At 39.4% G+C, this 26,196-nt stretch carries 20 protein-coding genes; 13 read left to right on the top strand and 7 right to left on the bottom strand.

The window, feature by feature from the left end; all coding sequences use genetic code 11:
- Window position 1: 1 nt before the first annotated feature.
- Window positions 2–982 carry a phenylalanine--tRNA ligase subunit alpha gene (gene pheS / locus MADE_RS08070; protein ID WP_012518127.1) on the bottom strand — a complete coding sequence of 327 codons (981 nt, stop codon included), beginning with the start codon at window positions 980–982 and terminating at the stop codon, window positions 2–4.
- A gap of 326 nt (window positions 983–1,308) precedes the next feature.
- On the opposite strand from pheS, the gene MADE_RS08065 reads away from it, so the two are divergent.
- Window positions 1,309–2,142, top strand: a complete 834-nt coding sequence (locus tag MADE_RS08065; RefSeq protein WP_012518126.1) for a class I SAM-dependent methyltransferase — start codon at window positions 1,309–1,311, stop codon at window positions 2,140–2,142.
- A 350-nt stretch (window positions 2,143–2,492) separates the two neighbouring features.
- Here the strand turns inward: MADE_RS08065 and MADE_RS08060 are convergent, their stop codons facing one another.
- The gene (locus MADE_RS08060; RefSeq protein ID WP_012518125.1) at window positions 2,493–3,638 is read right to left on the bottom strand and encodes a glycosyltransferase; all 1,146 of its coding nucleotides are present in this window, start codon (window positions 3,636–3,638) and stop codon (window positions 2,493–2,495) included.
- A gap of 363 nt (window positions 3,639–4,001) precedes the next feature.
- Between MADE_RS08060 and MADE_RS08055 the strand changes: the two genes are divergently transcribed.
- Both MADE_RS08055 and MADE_RS08050 read left to right on the top strand, forming a co-directional pair.
- A complete protein-coding gene (locus MADE_RS08055) occupies window positions 4,002–4,937 on the top strand; it encodes a glycosyltransferase (protein WP_232363110.1) in 936 nt (311 codons plus the stop codon).
- A 471-nt stretch (window positions 4,938–5,408) separates the two neighbouring features.
- Window positions 5,409–6,227, top strand: coding sequence for a hypothetical protein (locus tag MADE_RS08050; RefSeq protein WP_012518123.1), 819 nt, complete (start codon window positions 5,409–5,411; stop codon window positions 6,225–6,227).
- A 488-nt stretch (window positions 6,228–6,715) separates the two neighbouring features.
- Here the strand turns inward: MADE_RS08050 and MADE_RS19985 are convergent, their stop codons facing one another.
- Complete coding sequence (locus tag MADE_RS19985) at window positions 6,716–6,904, bottom strand: hypothetical protein (RefSeq protein WP_023559631.1); 189 nt, start codon at window positions 6,902–6,904, stop codon at window positions 6,716–6,718.
- 198 nt (window positions 6,905–7,102) lie between these two features.
- Here MADE_RS19985 and MADE_RS08040 point away from each other — a divergent pair, with 198 nt between their 5' ends.
- From MADE_RS08040 to istB, 6 genes are all read left to right on the top strand, one after another.
- Complete coding sequence (locus MADE_RS08040; RefSeq protein WP_023559630.1) at window positions 7,103–9,022, top strand: acyltransferase family protein; 1,920 nt, start codon at window positions 7,103–7,105, stop codon at window positions 9,020–9,022.
- Between the two features lie 603 nt (window positions 9,023–9,625).
- Window positions 9,626–10,606: an IS5 family transposase gene (locus MADE_RS08035; protein WP_012518120.1), complete on the top strand. Its 981-nt coding sequence runs from the start codon at window positions 9,626–9,628 to the stop codon at window positions 10,604–10,606.
- 122 nt (window positions 10,607–10,728) lie between these two features.
- The gene (locus tag MADE_RS08030) at window positions 10,729–11,373 is read left to right on the top strand and encodes an SGNH hydrolase domain-containing protein (protein WP_148291025.1); all 645 of its coding nucleotides are present in this window, start codon (window positions 10,729–10,731) and stop codon (window positions 11,371–11,373) included.
- Window positions 11,374–11,827: 454 nt separating this feature from the next.
- Window positions 11,828–12,574, top strand: a complete 747-nt coding sequence (locus MADE_RS08025; protein WP_012518118.1) for a glycosyltransferase family 2 protein — start codon at window positions 11,828–11,830, stop codon at window positions 12,572–12,574.
- Between the two features lie 70 nt (window positions 12,575–12,644).
- Entirely contained in the window at window positions 12,645–14,138 is a 1,494-nt protein-coding gene (gene istA, locus MADE_RS08020; RefSeq protein WP_012518117.1) for an IS21 family transposase, read from the top strand.
- Entirely contained in the window at window positions 14,131–14,880 is a 750-nt protein-coding gene (gene istB, locus MADE_RS08015; protein WP_008301732.1) for an IS21-like element helper ATPase IstB, read from the top strand. The genes istA and istB overlap by 8 nt, the downstream gene beginning before the upstream one ends.
- 279 nt (window positions 14,881–15,159) lie before the next feature.
- On the opposite strand, the gene MADE_RS08010 is transcribed toward istB, so the two are convergent.
- A complete protein-coding gene (locus MADE_RS08010) occupies window positions 15,160–16,257 on the bottom strand; it encodes a glycosyltransferase (protein WP_012518116.1) in 1,098 nt (365 codons plus the stop codon).
- A gap of 329 nt (window positions 16,258–16,586) precedes the next feature.
- Between MADE_RS08010 and MADE_RS08005 the strand changes: the two genes are divergently transcribed.
- From MADE_RS08005 to MADE_RS07990, 4 genes are all read left to right on the top strand, one after another.
- Window positions 16,587–19,058, top strand: coding sequence for a right-handed parallel beta-helix repeat-containing protein (locus tag MADE_RS08005; RefSeq protein ID WP_023559626.1), 2,472 nt, complete (start codon window positions 16,587–16,589; stop codon window positions 19,056–19,058).
- A 210-nt stretch (window positions 19,059–19,268) separates the two neighbouring features.
- Window positions 19,269–19,970, top strand: coding sequence for a hypothetical protein (locus MADE_RS08000; RefSeq protein ID WP_012518114.1), 702 nt, complete (start codon window positions 19,269–19,271; stop codon window positions 19,968–19,970).
- A gap of 166 nt (window positions 19,971–20,136) precedes the next feature.
- Entirely contained in the window at window positions 20,137–20,883 is a 747-nt protein-coding gene (locus MADE_RS07995) for a sulfotransferase family 2 domain-containing protein (protein ID WP_012518113.1), read from the top strand.
- 221 nt (window positions 20,884–21,104) lie between these two features.
- Entirely contained in the window at window positions 21,105–22,349 is a 1,245-nt protein-coding gene (locus tag MADE_RS07990; protein ID WP_158318447.1) for a glycosyltransferase, read from the top strand.
- A gap of 152 nt (window positions 22,350–22,501) precedes the next feature.
- Here MADE_RS07990 and MADE_RS07985 read toward each other — a convergent pair whose 3' ends face one another.
- From MADE_RS07985 to MADE_RS07975, 3 genes are all read right to left on the bottom strand, one after another.
- Entirely contained in the window at window positions 22,502–23,968 is a 1,467-nt protein-coding gene (locus MADE_RS07985) for an oligosaccharide flippase family protein (protein WP_012518111.1), read from the bottom strand.
- A 68-nt stretch (window positions 23,969–24,036) separates the two neighbouring features.
- Complete coding sequence (locus MADE_RS07980; protein WP_012518110.1) at window positions 24,037–24,966, bottom strand: glycosyltransferase family 2 protein; 930 nt, start codon at window positions 24,964–24,966, stop codon at window positions 24,037–24,039.
- 362 nt (window positions 24,967–25,328) lie between these two features.
- On the bottom strand, window positions 25,329–26,189 hold the full coding sequence (locus MADE_RS07975) for a glycosyltransferase family 2 protein (RefSeq protein ID WP_012518109.1): 861 nt from the start codon (window positions 26,187–26,189) through the stop codon (window positions 25,329–25,331).
- Window positions 26,190–26,196 lie beyond the last annotated feature (7 nt).

Genomic DNA, 26,196 nt, shown 5'->3' with positions numbered 1-26,196 from the left:
CTTAGTTGAACTGCTTAAGGAAACGAAGATCGTTTTCAAAGAACGCGCGCAAGTCGTTAACACCGTAACGAAGCATGGTTAAGCGCTCTACGCCCATACCAAAGGCAAAACCTGTGTACTCTTCTGGGTCGATACCCACAGCTTTAAGTACATTTGGGTGCACCATGCCGCAGCCTAGTACTTCTAGCCACTGACCGTTTTTACCCATAACGTCTACTTCTGCTGAAGGCTCAGTAAACGGGAAATAAGACGGACGGAAGCGAATTTCTAGTGACTCTTCAAAGAAGTGATGTAAGAAGTCGTGCAAAATACCTTTAAGGTCGGTAAAGCTAACATTCTTATCAACCATCAAGCCTTCCACCTGGTGGAACATTGGCGTGTGAGTTTGATCGTAGTCGTTGCGATACACGCGCCCTGGCGAGATAATACGCAATGGTGGCTTTTCCGCTTCCATAGTACGAATTTGAACACCAGAGGTTTGCGTACGAAGCATCATGTCTGGGTTAAAATAAAAGGTATCGTGGTCGGCTCGCGCTGGGTGATTCGCAGGAATGTTCAGCGCGTCGAAGTTGTGAAAACCATCTTCAATTTCAGGGCCAGTCTTAACTGAAAAGCCTAGCTCACCAAAGAAAGACTCAATGCGTGCAATCGTGCGGCTAACCGGGTGTAAGTTTCCTGGCTTTTCTGTGCGACCAGGCAAAGTTACGTCTACCGCTTCTTCTGCTAGCTTTTTGTTTAGCTCTTCAGTGCGTAAAAACTCACCTTTTGCAGAAATAGCTTGCTGAATAACTTGCTTAGCTTGGTTAATCTTTTGGCCTGCGGCAGGACGTTCTTCGTTAGATAACTTTCCAAGCCCTTTAAGTAAGTCGGTAAGTTTACCTTTCTTACCCATGAATTCGACCCTAACTTGGTCTAATGTGGCTGCATCTTGTGCAGCGTCAATCTGGCTTTGTGCCTGATTGATAATAGCGTCAAGCTCCATGTTTTCCTCAATTTACATGATGACTGCATGGCCAAAGCATAGGAAGAATTATTCTGTGCGCTAAGGCTTGCCTGAAATAAAAGCGGTAGTTTACACGAGTGACTGACATTACCGCTACCCTATATAGCTGATAATGGCGAAATTTTGGTGAGTAGGTAATAGGAATAGTGAGAGAGAAGCGGTTTCTTGAACGAATATAAAGGATTTAGTACACAATTTCTTCAACCAACTTATTGTCCGCAGAAATGCCTTGAACATCTATTCACATTCTTTAATATCTCCTAAGTAAAAGAACAAAAACGTTTTAGATATACAGGGATAGTAGAATGCAGATAAGGAAACCGCTTCCATCAAACCGAACATACGAGCAAGTATTAAACCATTACCAAGTTGAAAAAAACCTCGCTTCGCAGCTAAAAGCAGCGAACAGAGAGTCGCGTAAAGAAATCTACAGCAAAATGTATGATGAGCTGTTCTCAAAAGTTCCAGACCATCCACGTTTAACAAAACGAAATGATGAAACTGAAAGTCGCAAAAAAGTAAGCCATAGAATGGCTTTTATAAAGCGCTTTCTTAAAAAAGATGAGGTATTTGTTGAGTTTGCGTCTGGAGATGGAAGACTTCTTAAAAAGGCAGCTCAACACAGCCAACAAGCTATAGGCGTTGATATTTCTGACCAAAGGGACAAAAGCGAACAATTCCCAGAAAACACCTCTATCGTGGTTTATGACGGCTATGATTTATCGCAAATAGAAATTGAAAGCGTAGACTTTGTATTCAGTGACCAACTTATTGAGCACTTACACGATGAAGATGTTGAACATCACTTTACTATAGTAAACCAAATTTTGAAAAAAGGTGGCGCCTATGCATTTAGAACACCACATGCTTTTAGTGGTCCACACGATGTATCGCAATATTTTTCTGCCTCTCCTGAATGTTTTCATTTGAAAGAGTGGACATTTGAAGATGTTAAATCGGTAGAGGATATCGGCTTCGAGCAGGTTAAGTTTTACTGGAGCGCAAAGAACATTCATGTGCGTATGCCTCGCCTTTACTTTTCCGTAATGGAATCGCTTTTAAAAAATGTTGATTCCTATAAGGGGCGTAAAATCGCACAGTTTTTTTTACCATCTGTAACCTGTGTATTAGTAAAATGATTGACGCTACAGGAAAGAATATGCCTTTAATTTATATGTGGTGAGCTTATATTCAGCAACGTTTATTTTTTCCTCAATTTACATGATGACTGCATGGCCAAAGCATAGGAAGAATTTTTCTGTGCGCTAAGGCTTGCCTGAAATAAAAGCGGTAGTTTACACGAGTGACTGACATTACCGCTACCCTATATAGCTGATAATGGCGAAATTTTGGTGGGAAATCACATAAACACGGTAAATGAAAACTGTACTCACAGTAAAATATGTAATAAGAGCCGCAAACAAATAAGCACAGCGAAAGAAAACATATTTAGTGAAGTTATCAGCTAATAGTTCTAAACACTAGGATGTTACTCTTTGATAATGTTAGACAAGGTATTATCAATTCGTTTTACAAACTCACTCCATGAAAAAGATTTTACCCTCTCATTAGCATTGATACCCATGCTCTTACAAAGTGGAATATCTCCTGCTAACAATCTTATTTTTTTTGCCCACGCGTCCACTTCTGGCTGAAGTAAAAAGCCCGTTTTTTTATTTTCAATGCTCTCTTTCGGTCCGCCACTTGCGTTAGCAATCACTGCTTTGGCGTGGTTCATACTTTCTAAAGGAACAATACCCCAATCTTCATTTAAAGGGGGGAACAAACAAAAAGCAGTTTGCTTATACAGTAAGCTCAACTCTTGATGTGAGGGTGAAATAATAAACTCGATATTAGATGAACGATTTGCTAGCTCTTTTAACTCTTCTAAATATGTTTGGCTTTTTTCATCAAGGAAACCGGCAATTTTCAACTTCCAAGGGGTATTTAAATCAGCCTTGAGAAAAGCAGAAATAGCTAGCTGAATATTTTTAGTCCACATAATTCTGCCGGGTAAAAGAATAAATGGTTCGTAAGTCACATCTTCAAGGCTACTTTTGAATTCAATGCCTGGATATGCCATCACCATTCTAGATTCATCAGTACAAAGCTCGCCTTCAATAATTCTGTTTTTTACTTCGGTGCTTGTAGTAATGATACTGTCGAAGTACCGCCATGCAGCTTTATCTACTATTTTGAAGCCAAATTTAAAAAGCTTATAACTGAGATGATACAAAAAGCCGCTATTAGCTAATACCTGTCTTTCATACACAGGATCAAATGCTGCACGTAATGGCGTACTACAAATATTCATAAGAGGTAACGAATGATTACGAAATGAAATAAAGTCGCCTAAGCCGTCACACCACACAACTACAGCGTCAAAATCTTCTGCCGGAATTTTTTGCCGAGCAATGTGAAAAGCACTAATCAAAGTACCAAATAGCGTTCGTTTTACGGAAGTGGAGTTCAATACCCGTACATCAACATTTTTGAACTCTGGAAATGTATTTTCCGGCTCATAATGCCCTGTAAAAACAACCCAGTCATGTTGAGAGCGGGTTACGACTTCTAATAAGCTTTTTTCCAAACCGCCGTACAAATAGATCCATGGTTGGTAGAGCGCAATTTTCACTTATAAATCCCTTTAAAACAATCTCGACAATGTTTAATAGTTGTGGTCACTACTTCTCGCGTAATTCACCTTCATGAAGCAAGTTTTCAATAATAGTGGAAAATAGAAAGCATTGAAAATTTATTAAGCATATGCAATCTTTGCTTTTTTAAATTGTTACAACATTCTATGAAGCGCTTACTAATTATTATCAATTCTATTGGCTATGGGGGGGCAGAGCGAGCACTGGTAAATATTTTAAGCCAAAAAAGTCTATACCACGACATCGAAGTTCATGTTCTCTTACTGGACGACGAGCCTATTGTGCGAGAACTTCCAAAAAATGTTAATCTCATAATTGCAAACAGTAAGCGAAGTTTGTTTTTGAGTATTTTAAACGTTTATCGTCATGTCAAAAGCATAAAACCAAACTTATGTGTGAGTTTCTTGGTTCGAGCCAATGTATGCAATGCTATTGTTGGCAAGTTGGTACATAATTACCCTACTGTCATTTGCGAACGCATGCACCTAAGTAGCCACTTTGACAATCAGTTTTCTGGTGTTAAACGAATAATAGCTGATATCATACCTAAGATATGTTATCGGTTGGCTGGCACAGCTTTAGGCGTATCGACGGGCGTAACAGAGAACTTAGTTAGCACCTATAATGTAAACCAGCGACGTGCTGCTACAATATTTAACCCCTATCCGATTAAAGATATAATCGCGCTTGGTCAGAAATCACCGGAATTTAGTTTACCCGGTGAATTTATAGTATCCGTTGGTAGACTCACTAAAAGTAAAAACACAAAGCTATTAATAAATGCCTTTCTCGCATCTTCAGAGCCTGCTCCATTGGTCGTGCTAGGAACTGGTGAGTTGCAAAAAGAGCTAGTCGAATATATTTCAGCAATAAAAGCACATGATAGGGTTATGCTACTTGGCTATGCTAAGAACCCCTACGCGGTAATTTCGCGAGCAAAATACTACATTTCTGCGTCAACCAATGAAGGTTTTCCAAACGCACTGCTAGAAGCAATGGTCCTAGGTAAAGCAGTTATTATGTCTGATTGCCCTTCCGGCCCTGCAGAAATTTTAGCCGGAAGCTATACATTTACTGCACGTGGAGTGGAAATGGCTGAGTACGGTGTATTGGTACCTGTAAATAGTTCGGCAATGCTCACCGACGCCATCAACTGTTTTCAGACACCAGAGGTGGTAGAGCATTATAGTAAGCAATCAAAATTACGTAGCTTCGATTACAGTATCGAAAAAATCGCAAATGACTATTGGACATTGTTCAAAAAGAAAATGAGGTAGAAAGAAAAGTGAGTCCTTTGGCATTTTGCAACTTGTTGTAAACTACAATCAAGAAGTTCTCATTTGCAATTTAGAAGGCGCTGACCTTATTTTGTGCATTGGTGTTAATTCAGGAGAATTATCACAACGAAAACGCCAGTGATGCAAGATAATAATTTAATTTCAGTGCCTGATTGATAATAGCGTCAAGCTCCATGTTTTCCTCAATTTACATGATGACTGCATGGCCAAAGCATAGGAAGAATTATTCTGTGCGCTAAGGCTTGCCTGACATAAAAGCGGTAGTTTACACGAGTGACAGACATTACCGCTACCCTATATAGCTGATAATGGCGAAATTTTGTGGGTTTTACTTACGCAGGGGAAAACTTACAACTTTATTCAAAACGCTAACGATAAAATGAAGAAGTTCTAGCCACGCATTCACCATTAGACTAAAGTATAATTTCTAGCAATCATTAGGGCTACGTTATGAATATCTCCTATCGTCAACTGCTAAGTAGTATTGCTTTCATCTTTGCGAGCTTTTCGGTAAACAGTGCAATTGTAACTTATAACTTCAACGGGGTTGTCTCAGAAATAGAAAACTCTGCGCTGGAATTTTTCGATCCTTTTGATTTATTGGGAGAACAGGTAACAGGTTCTTTTACCTTAGACACTTCAGCGCCAATTCGAGGCAGACTTGAAACAGGCTATTATTGGTGGTCTGTTCATGATAACGACCGCCCAGCATTAACATCTAGTGTTGAATTTGGCGATATGCTCTTTCGACTCAACAACGAGGGAGTTTATCAAGCAGAATACGATGAGTATTACCCCGAAGAAATATTAGAAATGTATGACGGGCCAACTTATGACGATGGCTATATTGGCGATGGCATATCGCTTAAAGATTACGCTAGACAAACTACCCTTTTTTCGAACGGAAACATAGACACAACACTGCATCTAAGCTTCGGCTTTTATGATTTACTAAACGATTTTTTAGCGTTTGGAGAAGATACCTTACTGCGCGACGAAATGCCTGACTTCGCATCACCAGTTTCATGGTTCGATAACGACCTTACTTCAGATACCCAAAGCGGCGGCGGCTCACTTAGACTTATTGAAAGGGTTGATGATGTAAATGCTGGGGTTACTTATCCTGTAGATTCTACGGTTAGATTCACTCTAACAAGTGTGGAAACGATTAAGGTAAGTTCGCCATCTATTGGGGCATTATTATTGTTAACTCTAATTATGCTGTCGCACTTTCGGTTTAACTTGTTCATACGAAGAAAATTTAAATAAAGCGCCTAAAGATAATAGGCTACCGTCAGACCGATCTAAACTTTTAGGCTTATCAGTAATATTTGCTAATTAAAACATTCATTTTTATATTACCAAACCCTTATACATGATAAGGTTATAAATTATCTAATGAAAGTTTTGAAGGCTCGATTATGGTCTTTCGTCACGATATACAGTCATGGAGCGAAGTACGTAGTGGCGACTTTTCCACTTCTATGTATGAATTTGGATATCAGCGGTTTGAATACGGTGAATAATCCCTGGGTAAAAATAAAAAGCAAAGTAGTCGACATGCGCAGGGGAACCAGCTGAAACATTCTGAAGGTCAAAATTGTGGAACCCATCATCAATTTCGGGGCTGGCCTTTAATGGGAAGGCAAGTTATTCCAATTGCTTCTCGACTAGCTTTGTACGAAGCACTTCAATATGTAAAACACACTTTCTGAAGGAGTAGCTTGCTAAATAACCTGTATAGCTAGATTAATCTTTTAGTCTGCGGCAGAACGTTCTTCGTTCGATAACTTTCCAAGCCCTTTAAGTAAGTCGGTAAGTTTACCTTTCTTACCCATGAATTCGAACCTAACTTGGTCTAATGTGGCTGCATCTTCTGCAGCGTCAATCTGGCTTTGTGCCTGATTGATAATAGCGTCAAGCTCCATGTTTTCCTCAATTTGCATGATGACTGCATGGCCAAAGCATAGAAAGAATCTTTCCGTGCGCTAAGGCTTGCCTGAAATAAGAGCGGTAGTTTACACGAGAGACAGACATTACCGCTACCCTATATAGCTGATAATGGCGAAATTTCTAAGAGCGTACCCGTTTAAAGCTACTAGTCTTTGTACTTAGCAAAGTGAATATCCCTAAATGTTACCGTAATGCTGTTCATCACTAGCCTTTATGTGTATAAAATTAAGAAAAATAAATTCTCACAACAGGTAAAACAAAAAATGACATTCAGGGAAGACATTCAAGGCTTGCGAGCATTAGCTGTATTGAGTGTAGTCATATATCATATCAGCCCTCACCATTTACCTGGAGGCTTCATAGGCGTAGATATATTCTTTGTTATATCTGGTTATCTCATCATGGGGCAGATATACAATAAAATTCAGCAAAACGCGTTTTCTATTTCAGACTTTTACGTAAAACGCTTTAAACGCTTATTTCCCGCTTTTTTTGCGACAGTTTCAGTATCTTCTTTATTCGCTTTTTCATACTTCCTTCCCGGAGAATTTAGTAAATACACGTGGAGCTTAGTGGCCTCTTGTCTTTATATTTCAAATTTTTACTTTTATACCAAATCAGGCTATTTCGATAGCGAACTACAAGGTTCTCCTCTGCTACATACTTGGTCGCTTTCGGTTGAAGAACAATTTTATGCATTCATGCCAATAATTTTGATACTTGCTTATGGGGCATATAAAAGGTTTTCTATTGCTATTTTAAGTACCATTGGCGCATTGAGTTTTATTGGGTGTGTTTATTTAACTCATAGTGATGTTAGCTTTGCGTTTTTCGCGTCATTTACAAGGTTTTGGCAATTTATTTTAGGAGGGGCTATAGCTATTTATGGCTTACACTTGAAAAGCCATCGCACTCTTTGCGAATTATTGACAACTATTAGTGTAATTACTCTCCTCGCAAGCTGCTTTTTTCTCACTCACGATGAGTTTCCTGGAATAAAAGCTGTTATTCCTACATTAGCTACAGTTGCCGTGCTTGCCTTTTCAAGAAAGGGTTTATTCATCTACCGATTATTATCAATTAAGCCTGCAGAATTTATAGGTAATATTTCGTATTCTCTCTACCTATGGCATTGGCCTGTTATAATCTTCTATCAACTTCATCTTGAAACAGAACTGAAAGCACTAGATAAAATTATTGTATTGATCCTTTCAATTTTACTAGGTGTGCTTTCATATTACTTTGTTGAACAACGTTTTAGGAAATCAAAAAACAGTAAAGGAGTTGCACAAAAAGTATACCTGCAAGTTGCCTTATCTAGCGCAATACTATGCGCTGTAGTTTATGGTTTAACTTATGTTTTGCCCATGCGCTTCAACGAACAGCAATTAGCCTATGAGGAATTCATGGACAATCATGATGCGTCTTACTTTAGGCCTGGCGTATGCTTTTTAACAAGTAGTTATTCTGACATTTCCTACTTCAAAAAAGACACTTGCTTAATTGCTCAAGAAGAAAAAGAAAACATTCTATTGGTAGGCGATAGCCATGCCGCACACTGGTATGCCGGTTTAGAAGCGAATAAAAAGCCCAATCAAACGGTAAGTCAAATAACAGCCAGTGGTTGCAAGCCTACTATAAGCTACCAAGGTGAAAAGCGGTGTGCTCAGTTAATGCGCATTGCGTTTGAGGAGATAATTCCGACTCGAAGATATGAAAAGATCATTATTTCTGCTAGATGGAAAATCGACGACTTACCGTGGCTACTGAAAACACTGGACAGAATAGATACCGCGAATACTGAAGTGACCGTGCTAGGACCAATTATTGAATACACGCAACCCCTTCCGCGTATATTGGCCCATAGTGATTTTGAAGACAAACTAAAGCGAACGCAAAAGTATGAGTTTATTGAGAAAATAGACTCAAAGTTTAAAAATGAGCTTAGAAATAAAAACGTAAAATATATATCGATTTTTAAAAATATTTGTGACAGCACTGGCAATTGTAAAACGCTTGTAGGCGACAAGCCGCTTCAATTTGACTATGGGCATTTAACGCTTGAGGGCTCACGCACGCTATTAAATAGGCAATCGAATATTAGTCTGTAAATTAGGCAAATGGTATTTTACATAACTCTGCGAAGTCAAAATGCACCGAACAAATTGAATCGACTAGACTTTACTAGACAGAATTTCGTTTGAATTTTCCTAGCTTTTCATAAGCCAGTGGGGACATATTATTCGCTTCACAATGCTTGATAAGCATTTTAAGAAAGTCAATAATTCTTCCCTTATTTATTACCATTGAATTCTTACTATACTAGGTCTAACTTACGAATATTGTAAGCGCTGCCAGCGCCACGTTTTACTTAACTTGTGAAGTAACCACATAGGATAAAGCATTCGAAATACAACAGTTTACCGTTAATTAATGTAATAGGTTAAACGAGTGGAAAATGTTGGCGCTATCCAATTTAGCTGATAATGACTAAGCTTTGTAACTACATAACATATAGAAAAAACTATTCACCTTTAGTAAAGCGTGACTGTCAAGCTTACTCAAAAATATCAATCCACAAAATATTCTTTAATATATTAGCTAAAGAACTCGACTAACCGAAGCCCATGTAAGACAATGAAGACTAGGGAAGATGCGAATAAGTCCCCGATGTGAGATCATAGCTGCATAGTAAATCACAGCCATTACCGCCCATGAGCCAACAGTTAACTTTTGCCGATAGCGAGTTTTCCAGCAAGCGCCGTCAGACCCGTAAAGAGATATTCTTATCCAGAATGGATAACCTGCTGCCGTGGTCTCAATTGCTGGAAGTGATTGAACCCTTTTATCCTAAAGCAGGCAATGGCAGACGTCCATATGCGCTTGAGACCATGTTTCGCATTCACTGTATGCAGCAATGGTATAGCCTCGGTGATGAAGCGATGGAAGATGCGTTATATGAAATTGCTTCGATGCGTCAGTTTGCGCAACTGTCACTGGATAAAGCCATTCCTGACCGCACCACCATTATGAACTTCCGTCACTTGCTGGAAAAGCACAAGCTGACTCGCCAATTATTCAAAACGGTCAACCAATGGCTGTCGGAGTGCGGTGTGATGATGACGCAGGGTACACTGGTGGATGCGACGATTATTGAAGCTCCCAGCTCCACCAAGAATAAAAAGAATGAGCGTGACCCGGATATGCACCAGACCAAAAAAGGTAATGAATGGCACTTCGGCATGAAAGCCCATATAGGAGTGGATGCCAAGAGTGGCCTGACGCATACGCTGGTGACCACTGCCGCCAACGAACATGACCTGAATCAGATGAAGAACCTGTTGCATGGCGATGAGGAATTCATCTCTGGCGATGCTGGATATCAAGGCGCAGAGAAGCGTGAAGAACTTAAAGAAAAGGATGTGGAATGGCTGATTGCTGAGCGTCCCGGAAAGGTTCGGGCACTGAAAAAGCATCCCCGCAAAAACAAAACTGCCATCAACATCGAATATTTAAAAGCCAGCATCCGAGCAAAAGTTGAACACCCGTTTCGCATCATCAAATGTCAGTTCGGCTTTATCAAAGCACGCTATAAAGGGCTGACAAAAAATGACTCACAGTTAGCCATGCTATTCACCTTGGCGAACCTGTTTAAAGTAGACCAGATGTTACGACGACAGCCAAGATCTGTCTGAAATCCGGGAATAGCCCGGAATTAGGTCGAAATCCGGCCTAAAACGGCAGTATATTGGCCAAAATTGAGAATTTAGCGTTCAAAAATTAGACGGCGAATGCAAAGGCTGGTTCAAGAACTAAATTGCAGGACTTATTCGCAGTTTCCTTAGTTATGGGGGCTAGTCATATTGAGCAACTTTACCCATATGTCGAAAGCTTAAATAATGAATACAACATTTATTTTTTAACGCAAAGTGGGTGCTTTGTTACGCCTTCTATGAAAAATCCTAAATGGAATTGTGACAACTTGCAAAACTATGAAAAGCTATTAGAAGAGGTAAAGTTTGAAAAAGTTGTTACATCTTTTTATAGCTTTAATTCATATTTGCCAAATGAACGAACTGAACGCGATGAAGAAAAGCGCGGAAGGATAAAAGAGTACGACAATTATTTAAATACCATGAAAACAAACGTATCTAAAGTATTTGTTATAATGGGCGAGCCAAAAGGAGAAGAGTTCGACCCAACTCTTGCCATCCGTAAGGGACTACCTAATAGCATCCCAGAAACGAAAGCGCGCTCGGATTACACCGAGCATGAGGATGCTTTAAAACAATTAAAAAATATTGAACATGTTGAAGTTATCGATCCGATAAAGCATTTATGTAAAGACGGTTTATGCAAAACTAGAGATGAAAAAGCTTTCTTCTACCGAGATTACAACCATATGCGGCCTTGGTATTCTATAAAGGCAAATTCTTATTTAGACGCAATTTTTCTAACATAGTATTTGGGGGCGTGTTAGCATCCATATGAAAACTGACACCTCAAAGCCCATGTCCTTTAGTACTTAAATTGCGTATAGGCGCGTCATATTTTTTCTGAATTTCTTAGCTAATACTCGATAAGTTTTCAAATATTGACTAGTTTGTTGTGACTAAGTTTAGTGATAGCATATAAGCAATTTCCAAAGCTAAAGGCATTTGGTAAGAATGATACCCTTGTCCTGTCCACTGCAATTGATTTTTACTGCTTAATTTTTCATATACGACGACCATTTGAAACTAAGTACTAACGCTAAACCAAGAATCTTTGATAAAACAGTAATAACTAGTGTAGGACGTATATTTTTTCAATGCCTTTTGGTAATTATCAAAGTAATACACTAATTCACATGACAATAGTCCATTTAAACCGTTACAGCTTGGATAGTTTATTAAGGTACAAAGGATATAAAAAATATGGAAGTGAAAATGCCAAACACTGTGTCTGTTGTAATCACAACGCATAATCGCCCAGACTACCTCAAAGAATCACTCGCTGCAGTATTAAAACAAACTGTTATGCCAAAAGAAGTGTTCGTTATTGATGATGGCTCTTCAGTAAGCTATGAAGAAGTCTTATCTCTCTTTCCAAGTGAACAATTTACTTACGTTAAAGTTCCAGTTGCATCAGGTGCTAACGCGGCACGTAATTTAGGTATATCCAAGTCGACATCAGATATTATTGCGTTCTTAGATGACGATGATGTATGGGACAATGATTATCTAGAACAGCACATTGCAGAGCATCTACATGCAGATGCCGTGACCTGCGGTTATCGATTTCTTGAAACACCGGACAAAATTCACATTAACGAAACTGAAATCATTACCACCGATGTAATCAAAAAAGGTAATAAATTCTGCGGAATGAGTGGTGTTACGTGCAAGGCTTCATTAGCTAAAAAGCTGATGTTTGATGAAGAATTAAAGAACAGCCAAGATTGGGACTTCTTCGTTCGTATTACACTAGAAGATGCTGTGTTCAAAAACATACCTAAAGATATTTATTTCTATCGCAGAGGACACGTTAGCATTTCTACCGAAGTAGCCAATATGCCCTTAGAAAAAGTTTTCCCAAGGCTTAAGGCATTTAAGAAACATAAAGCGCTATTAGGCAAAGAAGCTTATAACGACCGTGTTGCTATAAAGCGACAATTAACTTGAACGGTTGAGCGACAACTATCTTGACCGGTTGTTCTGTTAAGGTTCGACACGATAATTCGAGGAGAATGGCGTGTCGGGAAATCACATCACAGAAAAACAAGTCAGGTTATATATGAAGTTCAGAAAGGATTTCACGCAGGAAGTGGCCGCCAGTAAAGCGGATATCTCTGTTAGCTCCGCCAGACGAATCGAGAATGGTCGTCACCAACCTAATCAAGCAAAACGCCAATGGCGTACCAGACCCGATCCTCTTGAAGCGGTGTGGGAGAGTGTCGTTGTTCCCATCTTACAACAAGATGAATTGATTACGCCGGTAGGCGTATTTGATCATCTATGTGAATCACATAGTGACGACTTCCCAACTACAGCACGACGTACGCTTGAGCGCAGAATTAAGAAGTGGCGACAATTACACGGTGGCGCTAAAGATGTGATGTTCTTGCAGCATCACGAATCAGGACTACTGGGAATATGTGACTTTACCCACGTCAAATCTCCTATCACCATAGGACGAGAGCCGTGTAAGCACATGCTGTTTAACTATCGCCTAGCGGCCAGCGGCTGGCAGTATTGCCAAGTAGTTTATGGCGGTGAGAGCTTTGCTGCATTCTCCGATAGCCTTCAGAAAGCGTTTAGAGAAAGTGGTGGCGTGCCCAAAGAAGTCCGCACTGACAGCTTAAGTGCGGCGTACCGAAACCATGACAATGCCGAGGCATTTACCGAACGCTATAAGTCGTTGATGGCGCATTACGGTTTTACGGCCACACGTAATAATACCGGTGTAGCGCATGAAAATGGTGTTATCGAGTCTAGCAATCGACATGTCAAAGCGCAGTTAGAACAAGCGCTGCGTATACGCGGCTCGTTCGATTTTAACTGTCGCGATGACTATGAAGGCTTTATTCAGCAGTTAGTTGGGCGGCGTAACAAGCGTATCAACACCGCCTTTATCAAAGAGCAGCGACAATTACAGCCATTGCCGCCTGTAGGTAGCGTCAATTACTCAATAGAATATGTGCGCGTCTCGCGCACCAGCACTATCAATGTTAAACGCGTGACCTACACAGTGCCTTCCCGCCTGATAGGCAGTCGCTTGCGGGTACAAGTGTATGATAACAGGTTAGCCTTATATCTCGGTCATGAACTGACTTACACCCTAGAGCGCGTTTATGCGCAAGGCAGTTCGCGTAAACGCAGCGTCAATTACAAACACGTCATAGATGCTCTGGTTAAAAAGCCACAAGCCTTCCGGTGTTCACAGTGGCGCGACGAGCTATTACCTAACGAGGATTACCGATGCATCTGGCAATATGTTAACGGCAATATGAAAGCAGATGATGCCTGTCGTTATATCGTCAGAGTGCTTCACCTTGCCAGCAAAAAAGATAACGAAATACGGCTGGGGCGCTTTATCATGCAGCAACTGAATACGGGGAGACTGCCCAGCCTGTTTGACTGCCAAGAGCGCTTCCAGCAACAAACACGTGATATACCCCAACTCCAAGTGGGGCAGCATTCGTTAAAACAGTATGGCCTACTGTTGCAAGGAGGTCGAAATGACTAATACAGCTTCACTACCATTGATGCTAAAAAGCTTGCGCTTAAGTGAGTTCAGAAACCACTGGGAGAGCCTTGCTGAAAAAGCACTGCACGAACAATGGCGACCCGAACACTACTTAAGTGAGTTGTGCCATATGGAGCTAGCAAGTCGGACAGACAAGCGACAATTACGTTACCTAAAAGAGTCAAACTTGCCCTCAGGCAAACACGTTGGCGGCTTCGACTTCAATGCCATAGAAGGCATTAGTAAAGCGCGCCTGCATGACCTGGCCGATAACCACGAATGGGTTAAACAAGCCACAAACCTACTACTGTTCGGTGCTAGCGGTGTAGGCAAAACCCACCTCGCCAGCGCATTAGGTTACAGCCTGATAGAAGCTGGAACCCGCGTAAAGTTCTATCCGGCCACCGCCTTGGTGCAACACCTACAAGACGCCAAACAGCAACTAAAACTCCAGGATGCGCTGAATAAACTGGATAAATACCAAGTGCTAATCGTGGACGACATCGGCTATATCAGAAAGACAGAACAAGAAACCAGTGTGCTGTTCGAACTCATTGCGCACCGTTATGAGAGGTTCAGCCTTATCATTACATCCAATCAATCGTTCGAAGACTGGGATGCATTGTTCACCGATACTACCATGACAGTTGCAGCTATAGACCGGCTCGTTCATCACTCACATATCATTCAATTACAGGGAGAAAGCTATCGAAGAAAAACAGCAATAAAACAGGAAGAATAACTCAGCGACAACCGGTCAAGATAATTGACGCCGGACCGGTCAAGACAGTTGACGTTCTATAGTGTTGCTAATCAAATTCTTAGTCAAATTGGCAAGAAAAATAATAAGCTGGGCTGGATTGGATTGTCTGTGAGAGAAGCTGGGTTAGTAGCAACAGCCAAGGTTATTTTAGGGAAAGATAGGCTTCGTCGGAAGTTCGGCAAGTAAGCAGCATTTACAAAACTATCATGTGCGCTGTTATCGATATTAACAGCGCACCATTACGTTAGAAGTAAAACTTTATAAACTATTTATAACGTCCGCATAGCGCTCTGCCACACTTTCCCAACTAAAATCAGCCGCTTGCTCTATTGGTGCATTGGCCCAGTCGGTTGATAGTGTTGTGGCTATGGCAGCAGCGTATTCCTCAATATTTTCAACATCACAAACCACCCCGGCCTTACCTATTAGTGTTCTGCGCATGGGGTCATCGGTAGCTACAACAGGCAACCCGCTTGCCATTGCTTCTAAATACACTCGTCCGAACGGCTCATCTTCAGAGGGCAATGTAAAAGCATTAACTGAACGATATACATTGGGAATATCAGCGAAGTCGACTTTAACGATTTTAAAGCGTTGTGCACCTAACTCTTGAGTACAAAGATCATCAAAATACTTTACATCCGGGCCATCACCACAGATAAGTAACGAGACATCGGTTAACTGGCTTACTGCCTCAATGGCTAAATGTATACGCTTGTGATTTTGCCTGTTTAACGCACCAACAGTTAATAGCACTTTCCCTTGTAAACCATGATCATATTTTGTGCCCTTCGGGCTAAATTTAGCTAAGTTTACACCGTTAGGGATAATCTCAACCCGTTGTTCAGGTGCTATAGAATGAACATACTCTTTGGTTTCTTGATTAAACACAACCAAGCAGTCGGGCTTAAATTTCAAATTGCGACGTAATACTTTACCGTTCGATACCATCCCTGCCCTTTCGGTATAAAGAATGGGCGTTTTGAATAGTTTTCTAATTACTGCGGCAACCGCCAAACCACCATAATTGTTATTGGGGTAGATGACATCACATCGCTTAAACATTAAATATGGCGTGTATGTTAGGAAGCTAGTTAGCGACTCGATAAGCAATGATGGATTAGAAACAAAGCGCGTTAGCAACCAATCAATGGTTTTATTACGCTGGGCTTTTTTCACTTCCCCTCTGGGAATACAGGGAATAACTACACTGTGTTCACTACATTTGGATGAGCTTAAAAGCTTTACGTCAAAAAATGTGGCAAGATGTTCCGCCATTTCATACGCACTGAGCTGAGATCCGCCGCTTGATGAAAACCCTGCCTCAGGGTGAATAACGGCTACTTTTTTCTTCATAAAATATCCATTTTAGTGCATAGAAGCAATTGCTTTGTCCAGTATTTTTTTAAGTATACCAAATTGTCTTTAAAGATTAGTTTTGAAATAGGTGAGTTAGTAATAAACTATTATTAATAGACCATTTTCAAATATTTAGATTAAGCAATTTAGATTCCGTTTTTTAAAAAACTTAAAAGAACCAGAATAAGGTGGGCTGTTTTACCAGCAGAAGCAAACTAATATTGTAAAGATCCCAGCTACCGCCTTGCTACGTACCAACGTTAGCACTACCCTTTTAATACAGCCCTAGTTTTCCTTTAATGCTTTTCAACCTATAGGGATATACCATGTACTCTGCTAACTCAAAGCCGTCTATTTTTCGCTTCGCTTTTATTTGGCTACTGTCGTTTCTAATGCTTTCTTGTGCCACAGTGAACAAGAATGATAAAGGTTATACAAAGGGCGGCCAACCCGGTGATATTTTGCATAACTATATTAATGCGAATATTAGCGACAACAATACCGTAAACTCATTACTAGCTGATTACAAAGGCTCGAAAAACCTATCAACCGTTGTTGAAAAGTACGAAGACGAGATAGCCCAGTTGTATAAGCAAAAAGTGTTATCACGTAAGCCATCACTTAGTGAAGATGCAAAGAAAACGCTGTTCGCCAACATAACCTCTAACCAAGCCTCTGCGCTATTTGCTTTGTATCCAATCGATACAGCAAAGTGGATGAAAACAATTTCAACATATTCGGGCCTAAGTAAGAACGATATATACGAGTCAGCAATAACAGCAGGGTTAGACCCTTCGATAGTCTTTGCAGCTTCGGCTTCTGGCTTTGAAGATACTGCTACTCCGCTCATTAATTCGATAGGGTTAGTTATTTACGGCCAGGATGAAGAAAGTACTGCCGCCGTTAAATTTAGAACCGAAGATGATACTTATTGGCGTGAAGGGCTAGATTTAGCATGGGAGCCCATTTACGGGTCGTTCGCTGGAAGTATAGTGTACCTAGAAGCAGACACTACATACCATATTGAAGTGACGATTACGGATGCTTATGGCGATATCGTTGAACATTCCTTTCAAACCACCACAAAACCAAATACGCCCCCTATCGACCCAAATAAAATTTATTACCTTTCTGAAATTTACTCTGGCGGACAACTAGATTTAGAAGCGCTAAATATAGAAGGTAGCGCAGATGGCTATGCAAAAATTATAGGCGACGGCCCCGTTGTTGAAGCTGGCAGCGATGTACTTGCGGCTGTGAATATTGGTAACAACTCTTACGTTATGCTAGAAAACCTTACCGTTAAAGGCGGGCAGCGTTACGGCATATTTGCAAAAAAGGCACATCATATATGGATAAAAGGCTGCAACGTATCGGAGTATGGCAGAGAAGCTGTGGATATTAGAAATGGTGTAGCCTATTCAAGTACGACTAATAATTCACCTATCAATTATGATTCGGGTATTTACCTAGAACGAAGTGGTATTGCAGTAATTGAAGAATGCGAGGTCCATAGCCCTAACTTAGGTGCGAATAGCTGGGCAGTTGGTCACCCTAAAGGTGCAAATGCGCTTCAAGTTTGGGCATACCACGACAGTGATGCCTACAGGGGCGAATTCATTGTTCGAAATAATCGCTTTTACGGCGCGCCAGACCACAGATTCAACGATGTTATTGAGGGCAGAAAAAATTTTGAAAGGCGGGGTGGCTTCGTTAAGAACTCGGCAATCTATGGCAACTACCTAGCCTATTCAAATGACGACTTGATAGAAATAGATGGCGGCCAACAAAATGTGTTGGTGTACGACAACGAAATGGAGCAAGGCTATGCTGGTATTAGCATAGCGCCAAATACGTTAGGCCCTAGCTATATTTTTCACAACTACATCCACAATTTAGGTGATGAAACAGGTAAGGAGTGGACTGCAATAAAAGCTGGAGGACTAATTTCTAAACCAGCAGGCAGAACCTATGTTTTCGAAAATGTTATTGACGTAGAGCGTAATGGCATTGCTGCATCAAAAGTAAATAATGACACGACATTTTGGGTTACCACCCAGAACAATATTATATTGACTAAGAATACTGGCTATTCAGTTGGCTACTGCATTTTTGATAAAGAGAAGTATTCAGGCAGTACAAGCACTAACGATCTTTGTTTCAACGAAAGAACAGGTGACGCAAGATATGAATTTAATTTAGATAACGTTGTTGAACACCCTTACTCCGATGATTTTGCTTATATAGAGTTACTGCAAAGTTCGTCTGAACCTACTCTATATATACCCGAAGAATTTAAAATTCCTAACTTTTCTACGGAAGTAGCGTTACAAGCCGTTGTAGAGCAACCACCAACTATGTGGGAATTTAAAGCGAGCGAGATTGAGCACACCGGCTTTCCTAAACAGTATCGCTACGGAACTACTACCATTTCCGATGACAATACCGTTACCTTGACCGGCAACAACTGGCAGATGTTCCCTATTAACTACATATTAACCGAAGACTCTATATTAGAATTGGAGCTTGAAGTAGAAGGTAACCCAGAGGTAGTTGGTATTGGCTTTGAAACAGACACTAAGTTGAATAGCTCTAGAGTGGTTAAATTTTATGGCAAACAGGCTTGGGGAATTAGAGGTGAAGATTCCTTTATACCCAAATCTAGCGCTATAACTTTTCCTATTGGACAATATGTGAAAGGTAAAGTGAACTATTTAATACTAGTGCTAGATAATGATGATATTGAGAGCTGGCGAAATAGAGATAAAGCAGTGTTTAGAAAATTAGTTATCAAATAATCGCGATTAATGTTTTGTAGGTAGCTTCATCGTAATATACCTTCGGATATACTCACGATGACAGCTGTGTCAACATTTTAAACACTTGATTACTTCTTTATAGTTCCATAATTCTTAAGTCATTGTAATTAAAGCACTTTAATCAAATGGCACTACAATTGCTTTAAAAAGATAGACGTATAAAAATTTACTAATAATTTTGGAGTTATCGTGTTTAAAAAGTTAATCAAAGCGACTTTAGCAGTAGCGGCACTATCTTCTGCTTTATCTGCGAATGCAGAAATAATTTTGGCATCTGATTTTACAGGTACATCAGGTGACCCTTCAAACATTTCTTGGACAGAGAACAGCGTTGAAGTGACAAACACACTTGACCCTCAAACAACTAGTTTTTCTTCTTTAGATCTATTCGACAACTACGACAATTTGTTTGCCGTAGATTACAACATCCACAATGAAGGAACTTGGTTCGTTGATGTTTTACTTACTACAAGTTTCCTTGTAAGCAGTATCGACCTGGATGCTCTTACGTTAGATGCATCTATTTTCAACAACGGTGGTGTCTTTCAATCCTTCCAGCGTGACTTCAGCTTGTCTCTTGACATTTTTGAAGGCGCTAATTCATTGTTTTCGAGCACTGTAGATGTATTCGAAGGCGATAATAACAACTCTGGCTTCGTTGCAACAAAGCCAATTGAATTTGATCTAAGCAACGTTTCGCTACTTGGCGGAGATGACTATATCTTACGTTTCACTGCCTTTGGTGATGGCGGTGGTAACAACGCTGGTTTCGACAATCTAGTTCTGACGGGTACGACAAACGGTTCATCTTTAGTAAGCGTTTCTGCTCCGGGCAGTATTTTTATTCTTATGACTTCTTTAGCTATTCTTCTTTTTCGTAAAAGAAGCTGAATTCAATAGAAATTCATCATTTAAAAAAGGGCCCTTTTAATAAAAGGGCCTTTTTTTTGCATTGCTAATACGGAACAATTCACCATCAACAAATTGAGATAACATCTAGTGACGCTGCTAAGCTCATGTTAACTCCGCCATAAACACATAGAATATAGGTTTTGTTATGCCTTTATATTTAAACAACGAGCAAGCCATAACCTTTTTACACATTCCAAAAACAGCCGGAACGACAATTGAATCGTGGTTGAATGAAACTGGCAAATATCAGCAAATACTTTTCTCTCAAAAGAAGCTTGAAGATATGCTTGTTACCCCTCAACATCTGGGCTATCACACGCTAACGGAGCTAACTAAGACCCTTAATAGACCGTTTAATTATAAGTTTGCAGTGGTCCGAAATCCGTTCGATAGAATCGTTAGCGAATTTTTCTATAGAATTAAATTAGGGAGTATTCAATTGGGTCAAAATGCTGGATCACTTTTCTCTCCATGGGTAGTTCATAACCTAAAAAAGTACAAAAATACTCCTGAAATATTGGACAATCACTTACGCCCCCAATCATACTTTGTAGATAATGATGTCGAAGTATTTAAATTTGAAGACGGCATTCAGAGCATACTCGACCGGGTCAGTAACCGTATAGGTATACTTGGAGATTTAAAAGTTGAGCCTAAAAAGGTAGGTGATAAAAAGGAAGTTCAATGGTCACAAACTGCTATTGATATGGTCTTAGAATCATACGAACAAGATTTTGAACAATTTAATTATTCAAGCGACATCTCATCTTTGAAAGTCGATTCATCCAAGTTCAGGATGAAACTATATGACATCAAATATAATTCAAAAATCTTTAAGAAGGAACTAAAAAGAGCGGTTAAATCGCAGATCTATCCATACAGTTCGAAATAGCCGTTTACTCAGATTGGAGCACCGCTAAAGCATCTTTTTCTTTAACAAATTTGCCAAGATATTCTTCGATGGGTTAACTTCAAATCTTAGAATAAAATTATTTATACTTATCACTTCACAAGTATCTATGTATAGCGATTAAATAAAATAGTTTATTTTAAGCCGACTCTCGAATAAACGATGGTGAAATTAAGGCTTCAAGGGACATGGACATCTTGTTCATGCCAGATTTTAAGGAATTTAATTTGAAAAAAGTGATATTTTTTGTAAAAAGGTTTCCGGTGTTATCACAAACCTTTGTTATAGATCAAATCAACGGACTTATTGATCAAGGCGTTGATGTGAAAATTTTGGCTTTCTATGAAGAAAAACAGGATATAGCTTTAAAATCTCTAGAAAAGCATAACTTGTTAAAGCGCACTGAATTTATATCCCCAGCCAATACTCGCAAGGTAAAAAGGCCGTTCAAACTACTTTTCTTACAACTGTTTGATTTGTTTGTTCAGTACAAATATACGTCGCTGAAACCTGTTGCCGACTTTGCGAGATATGCCAAGTCAAACGGTAAAGTAGTTTTGGCATACGAAGTAGCAATGACAATGTGGGTTAACCGTAATAAAACATTCGAAGCAGATAGTATAATCGCGCACTTTGGCAACAATGGCGTAGTTGCACAAAAACTCATATCCTCGGGAATGCTGAAGGGAAGCCTGAACACCATTTTTCACGGCTATGAAATAAGCGAGTATGAAAACGTCTCTTTCTGGAAAACAAAATACGTTGAATTATCGCGCTCTAGCAGGTTGCTTCCGATTAGTTATTTCTGGAAGAATCGACTTGAAAGTTGGGGCGCAAATAGTGATGCAATTAGGGTGCTACGTATGGGCGTAGATATCAACACCTTCGATTTCAAGAATAAAGCTATGAGCGAAAATGTAAGAATAGTTAGCGTAGCTCGTGCGACTGAAAAAAAGGGTTTAAAATATGCTATAAAAGCGATGGCTCATTTGGATGATCGCTTTCACTTAACTCTAGTAGGCGGTGGTGAACTAGAGTCAAACTTAAAAAGTTTAGCGGTTGAGTTAGGTGTTAATGAAAAAATAACCTTTTACGGTCCACAACCACCTGATTTTGTAAAAAAAATATTAGACGCCTCAGATATATTCCTATTACCTTCAATAACAGACAGCGTTGGCGATATGGAAGGTGTTCCAGTGGCTCTAATGGAAGCAATGGCTAGTGGGCTAACCGTAATAAGTACTATACATAGTGGTATCCCCGAACTAATAACTGATGGGCAATCCGGCTTTCTAGTGCCTGAAAAGGACGCTATCAGTATAGCAAATGCGGTAAAAAGAGCAGCATTGTCGGATGAAATTCACACTATCAAAGACAATGCTAGAAAAAAAGTCGTGTCAGACTTCAATTCGACAAAGTTATCTAAAGAGCTATATACACTTTTATAACCTTTTTCCTGAAAAATTCTAAGCTGACAGTTATTGTTTAGTAGCTGTCAGCTTGAACTAATAATTCATTGAAAATTTAACTTTAGCGTAGTTATAAATCATTACTAATTTTAATTAGCGAAAGTTAAAACTTGCTCATTCAGACCTGTTAATCAAACTGTCTTTTTTAATTTTTCTTTGAACAACATTGACTGTAATTCTTTCAGTTGTCGAACTGTATGCTTATAGAAAAACAAAAACGATATTGATACGTACGCTATGATACCTACAAGGATACATGCAAATAACGTTAATAGTTGCAGTTCGAAATAATCTTCGAAGCTGGACTTCAGTAAAGTCACTACAGTAAACATTCCTAAAGCACTGATGAATGACGGACTTAACGATAAAAACAACTTTTTTGTATCTATATAAATGTGACGCCTAACGATAGCCAGCCTTACTGGTGTTGCTAGAAAGTTTCCTATCACAATACTATAAAGCATCACAGTAATACCAAACCAAATAGTACAGCTAGCTATGAGTATATTGCAGAATATATTGATTAAAACTATATTGAATGCATCCTTTGTTTTAGCTTGGGATATTAATAGATTTGGTAAAAAGTTTGCTACTACAAGAGGGAATATACTAAAAGCGGATATTGTCATGTAAATTGCACTTTGCCCAAACTTTTCGCCAAAGGCTATCTCAACGAAAGGGTCTGCGATTGCTGCTAATCCCATAAAAATAGGAGTGATAATCGTTGAAGCTATTGTGACTAATCTTATAAACAAACTACCTACATCTGATTCACTTCCGACTCTTGAAAAGCTTGGCACAATCATTGAGTTAATCGAGCTTGTAGTAACTTGATTGATAACATCTTCTCCTTTATGCGCAGCTGCAAGGAGGGCAAAGCTTGCCGGCCCTAATACAAAACCAGTTAAGAGGTTACTCGCCTTTTTACCTAAAAACCTTAGTACAACCATCCAAAATAAAGGAAGACAAAACGTGATAAGTTCTTTAAAGTCTTTTTTGTCAATATTAAAAGAAGGCTTGTATTTTGAAACATAAAGTAAAAAGACATACTGTAAAGCATTGTTAGCCAATTTACCTGATATTAAAGCCCATATCCCATAGCCTAGTTCAGCTAAAACTATAATCATTATAGCGGACAAAATTGAAGCAAAGAGCTTAGCCAAGCCCATTTCTCTATTTTTGAACTCTCTTAATAGTTTTCCTGTAACAACAACCTGCAAACTTGTAATCAAGGTGATAGGAGCTAAACTAGCAACAACATAAGCTGCTAACTCTGAATACGAGTAATACGCTAAAGGCGCACCAATTCCAACTAAAGCGCTAGAGACAAACAACCCCATAAAAAATACAAAAGTCATTGTGCTCGCAGCATACTTTGTTTCCCACTGATCTCTCTGAACAAGATTTTGATTAACTCCTGCATTCACAAGCGTGTTAGCGAACTCAACAAAAAGAAAGCAAAAGCCTGCTAGGCCAAACTCTTCTAATGAAAGAATTCTGGCCAGATACGCATAGACTAAAAAATCAGTTATGTTAATACCAGTGCGCGTTAATGATATCCATATGCTACCTCTCGTAGCTTTTTTCTTAATAGACATTAATTTATAAAATCCATAATAAATATTTAGAAATCTAAAAGGTCCTTTTAAATCGGACGGGAAAGAAACTAGACTCGATTCGTTTCTTTGCCTAGCTGTAATTTAATAAGCTCCGACAGACTTGTATAAAAAATTAAAAGCAACAGCCAAACCAACTTAGATTTACGGGTCAAAGACATACTCGGTAAGAGAAGTGTTTTCTTTGTTCTGCCTATAAACATTTTCACTAGGCCAATAAAAAACCTGAGCTTGCGCTTAATTCCCCCTGCTGATAGCTCTGCGTCCCATGTTCCGCCAACAACACGCTTACGCTTGACCAAAAGTTCATTCCTATTTCGAGAGGGATGAAGTACTTCAGCGTTTTCACAATAGACCACTCTCCCACCAGCTCGAACTACTCGCTGACTGAATTCGACATCTCCTCCAGATTTCAAGCGCTCATCAAACCCTGTAAACTTGTCGAGTAGCTCTTTTGAGCAAAAAAGGTTAGCTGTTATACATTTTCCTTTTTTCGCATTTTCATCTTGTTTCATCGAAAATATGTTTTCGAAGTCAAGAGAGCTTTGTTCTGTTAACTTATCCCTATCGGAAAAAAATTCGACTTTTCCGGCGATGATGACCTCACCACTTTGCGCATACCATGCCTCTATCAGATTTGTTAGCCAATTCTCTGAAACTAAGCAATCTGAGTCAGTAAATGCTACAAAGTCACCTTTTGCAATTTTAAGCCCCGCGTTTCTTGCGGCATAAGATCCCGGTGTAGAGCACTTGATGAGTCGTACATTAGGTTGGTATGCTTGATTCAGCTTTTCTAATAGGTAGTCATAAGTTCCATCAGTAGAGCAGTTATCGACGATGATTATTTCGTAATTCGAAGATGGATACGATAAAGCTACCAAGCTATCAATGCATTGGCCTATCCTAATCAGGTCATTGTATACAGGAACGATTACACTGATTAAGGGGTATTCTGATCCCACATTGTTGTTTAAATTCATCTTATACTCACCTGAATAATATCTTCACCCTAATCTTGGGTTCTGAGTTAAACTGATAGCTTTGTGCTACTTTCACGTGAAAGACCACGTTATAAATCGAGGATAGTCCATAGTTCAGTGTTTTAAATTTGGAAAAAGAGACTTTTCAAAGACTGAGCAAAACATAGCCAAATAGTATGCAACATTAGTTCTTTAGCTAGAGTACGCAACACCCCCTAATGCAGCCTAGACAACGGATGGTGGAGATTAATTTTTAACTAACATTTTTAAAATAATTTCTTATTTCTATTATTAGAAAACTAGCGCACTCATTTAGTAATACAGTCAGAATTAAACTCAACTTTTCCACACTCTCAATATACTTAAATAGACATAGGTTTTTTCAATACTTTTCTGCGCAAAGCTCTAAAGAAAAAGTTTACCGTGGCCTTAAAACCAGCAAGCCTTATCGATAAAAGAATCCAATCTTTTTTGTTTTTCTTGTGTTTTAGCGAAAAGAGTACTTGCTCACTTACACGCTTTTTAAACCAGTAATCCTCTAAAAACTCCTTGTGCTTGTATGCAGAAGCTAGTCTCGGGTAAATATCTTTAGGGGCTAATCTACGTACTTTGGCTCCAATCCCATCTTCATTTTGAAAGCGATATAAAAACAGTGCCTTTGGAATGTTTCTAAAATCCATTTCTCTCGTTAATAGCCTCACAAACATATCCCAGTCTTGCCCGTTGGGTAGAGTTTCATCGAATCGCAGCTGCTCTAAAATTTCCCTGCGGCAACTAAAACCAGACATTCCACAATATGTATTTCCACGTAACAGTGAAGTTTTCGTTACTTCTACATCACTGTTAATAACAACAACATTTTCTTTTCCCATCTGCTTAAAACCAGTAACCACTGCAACGGCTCCGCTTTGGTATTGCTCCGAAATTTCGCTTAGGTAATTTGGTAGCCAAATGTCATCGTCATCTAAAAAAGCTATAATTTCACCAGAACATTCTTCAATACCAATGTTTCTAGCTCTATTAGCCCCGCTTCTCTCTTTCAAAAGTATGTGTTTTCCATTTACTTTTTTAATAGCATCTAAAGCAGATTCGTATGAAATTTCAGAGCAGTCATTGACGACAATGACTTCTTTTGGTTTATATGTTTGCGCTGCTATACCTTCTAACGCTTCCTTTAAGAAAGCCGGTCGATTACACGTAGTGATTACAACTGAAATGTCCAAATAGATC

The sequence above is a fragment of the Alteromonas mediterranea DE genome (assembly GCF_000020585.3).
Lineage (GTDB): Bacteria > Pseudomonadota > Gammaproteobacteria > Enterobacterales > Alteromonadaceae > Alteromonas > Alteromonas mediterranea.
This window is presented reverse-complemented; position numbering and strand designations above follow the sequence as displayed.